Source organism: Streptomyces monomycini, assembly GCF_022271435.1.
GTDB lineage: Bacteria > Actinomycetota > Actinomycetes > Streptomycetales > Streptomycetaceae > Streptomyces > Streptomyces monomycini.
The window spans coordinates 1-8,012 of sequence record NZ_JAFIQY010000079.1 but is presented as its reverse complement, the minus strand read 5'-3'; the positions used below and the strand labels follow the sequence as shown (position 1 = coordinate 8,012).

Here is an 8,012-nt window from a genome sequence, read left to right as displayed (position 1 = left end):
GGGGCGGTCCGGCGCGCAGCTGGCCGTCGGCCTGTCCGCGCCGTCCGGGCCGCGGGACGCCGCGCACGCCCACCGCCAGGCCGAACAGGCCCTGTCGGTCGCCCGCCGCCGCGGCCGGGTGCTCGTCGAGCACGAGGACGTGGCGGCCGGTTCGGTGCTGCCGCTGCTGGCCGACGACGCCGTACGGGCCTTCGCCGACGGCCTGCTGCGCGCCCTGCGCGAGCACGACGCCACCGGCCGCGGGGACCTCGTCGCCTCGCTGCGCGCCTGGCTGTCCCGGCACGGCCAGTGGGACGCGGCCGCCGCCGACCTGGGCGTGCACCGGCACACCCTGCGCTACCGGATGCGGCGGGTGGAGGAGATCCTCGGCCGCTCGCTGGACGACCCGGACGTACGGATGGAGCTGTGGCTGGCGCTGAAGGCGACGGCGGCGGTGGCGGAGCCGCACGGAGGCGGCCCGGGGGAGCCGCAGGCGTAGGGGCCGGACCGGCAAGGGGAGACGGGCCGGTCGTGGCGGACCGGCAGGGGAGACGGGCCGGTCGTGGCGGACCGTGCCACGCCCCGTACGCCGATCCGGGCGGCCCGCGCCCCACCTCCCCGTACGCCAATGCGGCGGGCCGCACCGTACGACTACTCCGCGCCGGACAAACGCCGCGGACGCACCTCGCCCCTACGGTGGTCCCAGGCCCGTGAGGGCCGTCCGTACCACCCCCACTTCGGAAGGGCCGGGACCCCTGTGACTTCTCCCACCGCCTTTTGGCTCGCCGGTCGCCAGGCCACCGGCGAGGACACCTTCGACGTGACCTCCCCCTGGGACGGCCGTCTCGTCGGCACGGTGAGCGTTCCCACCGAGGCCCAGACCGAGGAGGCCGTCGCGGCCTCTGTCGCCGTGCAGGAAGCGTTCGCCGCCACCCCCGCCCATGTGCGGGCCGCGGCGCTGGACCACGTGCAGCGGCGTCTGGTGGAGCGCACCGAGGAGATCGCCCGGCTCATCTCCGCCGAGAACGGCAAGCCCATGAAGTGGGCCCGCGGCGAACTGGGCCGTGCCGTCTCCGTCTTCCGGTTCGCGGCCGAGGAGGCCCGCCGCTTCAACGGCGGCGAGGCGCAGCGCCTGGACACCGACGCGGGCGGCGCCGGCCGGCTCGCCCTGACCCGCCGCTTCCCGCGCGGCACGGTGCTGGGCATCGCGCCCTTCAACTTCCCGCTCAACCTCTGCGCCCACAAGATCGCCCCGGCGATCGCGGCGGGCGTGCCGATCATCCTCAAGCCGGCCCCGGCCACCCCGCTGTCCGGCCTGATCCTCGGCGAGCTGCTGGCCGAGACCGACCTGCCGGCCGGCTCCTGGTCGATCCTGCCGGTGACCAACGACCGGATGCCGGCGCTGGTGCAGGACGAGCGGCTGCCGGTGATCTCCTTCACCGGGTCCGAGAAGGTCGGTTACGCGATCATGGACTCGGTGCCGCGCAAGCACTGCACCCTCGAACTGGGCGGCAACGGCGCGGCGGTGGTCCTGGCGGACTACGCCTCCGAGTCCGACCTGGACTGGGCGGCGCAGCGCATCGCCACCTTCTCCAACTACCAGGGCGGCCAGTCCTGCATCTCCGTGCAGCGGGTGATCGCCGACGCGTCGGTCTACGACCGGCTGGTGCCGAAGATCGTGGCCGCCGTGAACGCGCAGGTCACCGGCGATCCGTCGGACGACGCGACCGAGGTCGGCCCGCTGGTCAGCGAGGATGCGGCCAAGCGCGTCGAGGCGTGGGTGGACGAGGCCGTCGGTGCCGGCGCGAAGCTGCTCGCGGGCGGCAAGCGGGACGGCGCGTCGTACGCGCCGACCGTGCTGGAGGACGTGCCCGCCGGCGCGACCCTGGCCTGCGAGGAGGTCTTCGGCCCGGTCCTGAGCCTGACGAAGGTGGACGGCGAGGAGGCGGCGTTCGCCGCCGTCAACAACTCCAAGTACGGCCTCCAGGCGGGCGTGTTCACGCACGACGTGCAGACGGCCTTCCGGGCGCACCGGGCGCTGGAGGTCGGCGGCGTGATCGTCGGCGACGTGCCGTCCTACCGCGCGGACCAGATGCCGTACGGCGGCGCCAAGCAGTCCGGTGTGGGCCGCGAGGGTGTGCGCTTCGCGATGGAGGACTACACCTACGAGCGGGTGCTCGTGCTGACCGGTCTGGACCTGTAGCCGGTCCGGGCCCGTGGCCGGTCTGGGCCGGTGGCCGGTCCGGGCCCTTAGCGGGTCTGGACCTGTAGGACCGGGCCGCCGCCGGTACGGACGTGCCGGCCGGACCGACGAGCAACGCGCTCCGGCACCCTGTCCCGGAGCGCGCTGCCTCCCCCGTTCCCCCGTGCGGCGGTGCTGTGCTACCCCCGTGCCCCCGCACTCTTGTGGTGGTACGGCGACCGTACGCGCCCGCCGCGCGCCGGGGCGTCCCGTCAGAGGTGGAAAACCGGGTGTGACTTCCGCGGTACCGGCGGCCCGGACGTACGACTTCCGCGGTACCCGCACGGCCTCCTCCGGGCCGACGACCCGCCGTACGCGCCGCGTTACGCTGCGGGCGTGCGCATGGGCGGGGTGGCCGGGGAGGTGCGACGGCGGGTGCGGAGGGTCCCGCCGCTGACCCTCGACGCGGGCATCGCGGCCGGCTTCGCGACCGTCTCGCTGCTGCTCGGCCACGACAACGTGCCCGCCGGCTGGGAGCGCCTGGACGGCCTCGGCTCCGCGCTGACCTGCCTGGTCAACCTGCTGGTCGTGGCCCGCAGGCAGGCCCCGGTCACCGTCTGCCTGACCGTCTTCCTGCTGTGGTCCGGCTACATCGCGCTGGACTACTGGCCCGTCGTCAACAGCCTCGCCGGCCTGATGGCCCTCTACACCGTCGCCGCCCACCGCCCGCCGCGCGTCGCCGCGGGCTGCTCCGTACTGCTGGCCGTGATCTGGAACTTCGCCGGTCTGACGGGCGAGGAGAGCTCGTGGGCCACCACGCTCGGCCAGAGTGTGCTGTACCCGGTGATCCTGTGCTGGTTCGGCAACGTCGCCCGCACCTCCGCCGAACGCAACGTCCGGCTCGCCGAGATGGCCGGGCAGCTCCGCCGCGAGCAGGAGGAGAACGCCCGGCGCGCCGTCGCCGAGGAACGGGTGCGCATCGCCCGCGAACTGCACGACGTGGTCGCCCACCACATGTCCGTGATCTCCGTACAGGCCGGGCTGGCCGGGTACGTCTTCACCTCCGACCCGGAGACCGCCCGCCGCGCCCTGGGCACCATCGCCGGGACGAGCGGCGAGGCCCTGGAGGAGATGCGGCGGCTGCTCGCCGTCCTGCGGGTGGACCCGCGGGAGATGGCGGGCGGACCGGCCGCCGCGGACCGCCGGGGGACGGGCGAGGGCGAGACGGCCGACGCCTACGAACCGGCGCCCGGCCTCGACCGGATCGGCGCGGTCGTCGCACGGGTACGGGCCGCCGGGCTGCCGGCCGTCCTGCGGACGACGGGGGAGCGGCGGCCGTACCCGCCGGGGCTGGAACAGTGCGCCTACCGTGTCGTCCAGGAGGCTCTGACCAACGCCCTCAAGCACGCCGGGGCCGCCCGCGTCGAGGTGCGGATCGACCACGGGGCCGACCGCCTCACGGTCGAGGTGCGCGACGACGGCGGCACACACGAAGCTCCCGGCGCTGCCGGTACTCCTGGCGTGTCCGGAACTGCTGACACTTCCGGCTCACCCGAAACTCCCGGCGCTTCCGGCGCCCCCACCCCGCGCATCCCACCGCGCGGCGCCCCGGCCCCACCGCCTGCACCGTCGACATCCGGCCAACTCTCCACCGGAAACGGGTTGATAGGGATGCGCGAGCGGGCCAGGATTTACGGCGGCAGTCTGCGCGCCGGTCCGGTTCCGGGCGGCGGCTTCCAGGTGCTGCTCACCCTGCCCGTCCATCCCGCGGCGGGCCCGGCACCGCCGCGGAAAGGGACGACAGAGCATGATCAGGGTGCTGGTGGCCGATGACCAGGTCCTCATCCGGGCCGGTGTCGCCGCCCTGCTGCAGGCCGCGCCCGACGTCGAGGTGGTCGGCGAGGCGTCGGACGGCGAGGAAGCGGTCCGGCTGGCCGCCGAACACCGCCCCGACGTGATCCTCATGGACATCCGGATGCCCGGGGTCAGCGGCATCACGGCCACCGAACGCATCCTGCGGGCCGCGGCCGGGTCGGGCGAGCCCGCTCCGCACGTCGTGGTGCTCACCACCTTCGACCTGGACGAATACGTGTACGCCGCGCTGCGCGCCGGAGCCAGCGGCTTCCTCCTCAAGGACACGCCGCCGCAGCGGCTGCTCTCGGCCATCGCCACCGTCGCGGGCGGTGACATGCTCTTCGCGCCGAGCGTGACCCGCCGGCTGGTCGAGGCGTACGCCCAGCGGCTGGCCGAGCCCGCCCAGGAGGCCGCCGACGGGCCGGAGACCCTCCAGGCACTCACCGCCCGCGAACGGGAGGTGCTGCGGCACACCGCCAAGGGGCTGTCCAACCCGGAGATCGCGGCCCGGCTGGTGATCAGCGAGGCCACCGTGAAGACCCATCTGAACCGGACGATGGCCAAGCTGGGGCTGTGCAGCCGGGCCCAGGCGGTGGTGCTGGCGTACGAGACGGGGCTGGTCACGCCGGGCGCCCGCTGAGGGCCGGGACGGCCCGCCCGGCACCGGGCACCGGCCGTCACCCGTCCCGCCCGCTTCCGGGCGGCCGGGCCGACCTGGCGTCCACCCGCCCCGCCCGCCTCCGGACGGGCGGAATCCGGACGGCGGCGCTCACCCGTCCGCCCGCGTCCGTGCCGCGAAGTCTGGTGCAAGTCGAACGGAACGGGTAGAGACTCACAAGTAGCACTGACCGGTAGCCGGACGGCGACGGGACGCCGTACGCCTGCCCGCGTGGCACGGCTCCGTTACGGAACGCCGGATTCCGTGCCTGCCGACCGCACGGTCCCCGGCGGACCGCCGACCCACTCCGAGACCCCACTCCGAGACCCGACTCCGCGGCGAGGTGAGCCCCTCATGACCGCTCCATCCACCCGCAATGTGTCCGAGCGCGAGGCCCGGCAGGTCGCCGAGGCCGCCCGGGAGCAGGACTGGCGCAAGCCCAGCTTCGCCAAGGAACTGTTCCTGGGCCGCTTCCGGCTCGACCTCATCCATCCGCACCCCACCCCCGCCGACGAGGACGCCCAGCGCGGTGAGGAGTTCCTCGCCAAGCTCCGCGACTTCTGCGAGACGAAGATCGACGGCGCCCGGATCGAGCGCGAGGCGCAGATCCCGGACGAGACCATCGACGGTCTCAAGGAAATCGGCGCGCTCGGCATGAAGATCGACACGAAGTACGGCGGCCTGGGCCTCACCCAGGTCTACTACAACAAGGCGCTCGCCCTCGTCGGCTCCGCCAACCCGGCCATCGGAGCGCTGCTCTCCGCACATCAGTCGATCGGCGTACCGCAGCCGCTGAAACAGTTCGGCACCCAGGAGCAGAAGGACGTCTTCCTGCCGCGCTGCGCCCGCACCGACATCACGGCGTTCCTGCTCACCGAGCCCGATGTCGGCTCCGACCCGGCCCGGCTGGCGACCACCGCCGTTCCGGACGGCGAAGACTACGTCCTCGACGGCGTGAAGCTGTGGACCACCAACGGCGTCGTCGCCGACCTCCTGGTCGTCATGGCGCGCGTCCCGAAGAGCGAGGGCCACAAGGGCGGCATCACCGCCTTCGTCGTCGAGGCCGCCGCCGAGGGCGTCACCGTCGAGCACCGCAACGCCTTCATGGGCCTGCGCGGCATCGAGAACGGCGTCACCCGCTTCCACCGCGTACGGGTGCCCGCCGCGAACCGCATAGGGCCCGAGGGCGCCGGCCTGAAGATCGCGCTGACCACGCTCAACACCGGACGCCTCTCGCTGCCCGCCATGTGCGTCGGCGCCGGCAAGTGGTGTCTGAAGATCGCCCGCGAGTGGTCGGCCGCCCGCGAGCAGTGGGGCAAGCCGATCGCGAAGCACGAGGCGGTCGGCGCCAAGATCTCCTTCATCGCGGCCACCACCTTCGCCCTGGAGGCCGTCGTCGACCTCGCCTCCCAGATGGCCGACGAGGACCGCAACGACATCCGCATCGAAGCCGCGCTGGCCAAGCTGTACGGCTCCGAGATGGGCTGTCTGATGGCCGACGAACTCGTCCAGATCCGCGGCGGCCGCGGCTTCGAGACCGCCGCCTCGCTCGCCGCCCGCGGGGAGCGCGCCGTGCCCGCCGAGCAGATCCTGCGCGACCTGCGCATCAACCGGATCTTCGAGGGCTCCACCGAGATCATGCACCTGCTGATCGCGCGCGAGGCGGTGGACGCGCACCTGTCCGTGGCCGGTGACCTCATCGACCCCGACAAGTCCCTGAGCGACAAGGGCAAGGCCGCCGCCAAGGCCGGCACGTTCTACGCCCGGTGGCTGCCCAAGCTGGTCGCGGGCCCCGGCCAGCTGCCGCGTACCTACGCGGAGTTCGGCGACCTCGCCGGGCACCTGCGGTACGTGGAGCGCGCCGCCCGCAAGCTGGCCAGGTCCACCTTCTACGCCATGTCGCGCTGGCAGGGCCGGATGGAGACCAAGCAGGGCTTCCTCGGCCGGATCGTCGACATCGGCGCCGAACTCTTCGCCATGAGCGCGGCCGTCGTACGGGCCGAGCACCTGCGCGCCACCGACGACCACGGCCGCGAGGCGCACCAGCTCGCCGACGCGTTCTGCCGGCAGGCCCGCATCCGCGTCGACGAACTCTTCGGCCGGCTGTGGACCAACACCGACGACCTGGACCGCAAGGTCGTCTCCGGCGTACTGACCGGCACCTACGCCTGGCTGGAGGAAGGCGTCGTGGACCCGAGCGGCGACGGCCCGTGGATCGCCGACGCGACCCCCGGCCCGACGACGAAGGAGAACGTCCACCGGCCGATCCGCTGACCCGCGCGCGGCGCGCTTCACCCGGGCTCGCTAGAGGAACTGCCAGGTGAAACGCGCCGCCGCGAAGTTCCGCGCGGCCAGGTCCGCCCGGGTGATGAGCCAGTACAGGGTGCCCTGATGGACCCAGTCCATCCCGGCCCGACGGTCGCTGTCGATCTGGGCGAGCAGCACCCAGTCGTCCAGGTCCTCGTCCTCGCCGAGGCCGTCGAGGTCCACCCCGCCCTGGATGCATGTGGGGTGGCCGCCTATGCGGTGCCACACCTTGGGCACGAGGTCGTCCAGGGCGTCGTCGAACTCGTCCAGCCACTCCGGAAGGTCGTCGCCGGGCGACGCACCCACCAGGTCCCCCCGCCAGAAGTCCTCGTGACCCGGCCACGTCGTCTCCGGCTCCGCCGACAGCCGGACCCGGCGGTACGGCTCTTCGAGGCCGCCGGGAACCCGGCGCTCGGCGACGGGCGTGCCCTCGGGCACGTACACGACGCGGGCGCCCTGCTGTCCGTCCGGGCCGATGCCGGGCACGCCGTCGCCCTGCCCCGGGCCGTAGGACACGAAGAACAGCAGGGTGCCGTCCTTCGGCAGCGGTATGTCCAGCTCCGCGCCGGGCAGCCCGGCCAGCGCCGACAGCGACAGCGAGGCGACGAACGTCAAGGGCCCGTTCCCCTCCCACACCGGCCACGGCACGTCGTCCGGCAGCTCCGGACGGCCGCCCAGATGGCCGACGGGCGGGCCGGCGAGCGGGGCCCGGCGGTCGTCCGGCCGCGTCAGGCGCACCGCCGGACGGAGCAGCGCCCTCCAGCGCCCGGCCACGTCCGGAGGAAGGCGCTCGGCGGCCAGACGCTCCGGCGGGGACATCGTTTGTTCCATGCCCGTACGGTCGCACGCGCCACTGACAATCCCCTGCGGCTCACCGCCCCGCCCGGACCGGCAACAATGGTCCCCATGACGGACACCCTCGCTGACCCGCATCTGCGCTTCACCCCCGCCCCGCTCACCGGCGGCGGCGACGGGCCGCGCGACATCGTGATCCTCGGCTCGACCGGCTCCATCGGCACCCAGGCCGTCGAT

Annotated in this window: 6 protein-coding genes; 5 read left to right on the top strand and 1 reads right to left on the bottom strand. The window is 73.7% G+C overall.

Annotated elements, in window-relative coordinates:
- The 5 genes from JXZ78_RS39855 to JXZ78_RS39835 all read left to right on the top strand — a co-directional run.
- Positions 1–478, top strand: a 478-nt coding sequence (locus JXZ78_RS39855; RefSeq protein WP_238783719.1) for a PucR family transcriptional regulator, incomplete at its 5' end; no start/stop codon positions are given.
- Between the two features lie 258 nt (positions 479–736).
- Positions 737–2,182: an aldehyde dehydrogenase family protein gene (locus JXZ78_RS39850; protein ID WP_030017332.1), complete on the top strand. Its 1,446-nt coding sequence runs from the start codon at positions 737–739 to the stop codon at positions 2,180–2,182.
- Between the two features lie 381 nt (positions 2,183–2,563).
- Positions 2,564–3,994: a sensor histidine kinase gene (locus JXZ78_RS39845; protein WP_078623916.1), complete on the top strand. Its 1,431-nt coding sequence runs from the start codon at positions 2,564–2,566 to the stop codon at positions 3,992–3,994.
- Complete coding sequence (locus JXZ78_RS39840) at positions 3,969–4,655, top strand: response regulator (protein ID WP_030017330.1); 687 nt, start codon at positions 3,969–3,971, stop codon at positions 4,653–4,655. The genes JXZ78_RS39845 and JXZ78_RS39840 overlap by 26 nt, the downstream gene beginning before the upstream one ends.
- A 372-nt stretch (positions 4,656–5,027) precedes the next feature.
- On the top strand, positions 5,028–6,947 hold the full coding sequence (locus JXZ78_RS39835) for an acyl-CoA dehydrogenase family protein (protein ID WP_030017329.1): 1,920 nt from the start codon (positions 5,028–5,030) through the stop codon (positions 6,945–6,947).
- Positions 6,948–6,977: 30 nt separating this feature from the next.
- Here the strand turns inward: JXZ78_RS39835 and JXZ78_RS39830 are convergent, their stop codons facing one another.
- Positions 6,978–7,811: a YwqG family protein gene (locus JXZ78_RS39830; protein WP_030017328.1), complete on the bottom strand. Its 834-nt coding sequence runs from the start codon at positions 7,809–7,811 to the stop codon at positions 6,978–6,980.
- Positions 7,812–8,012: the final 201 nt, after the last annotated feature.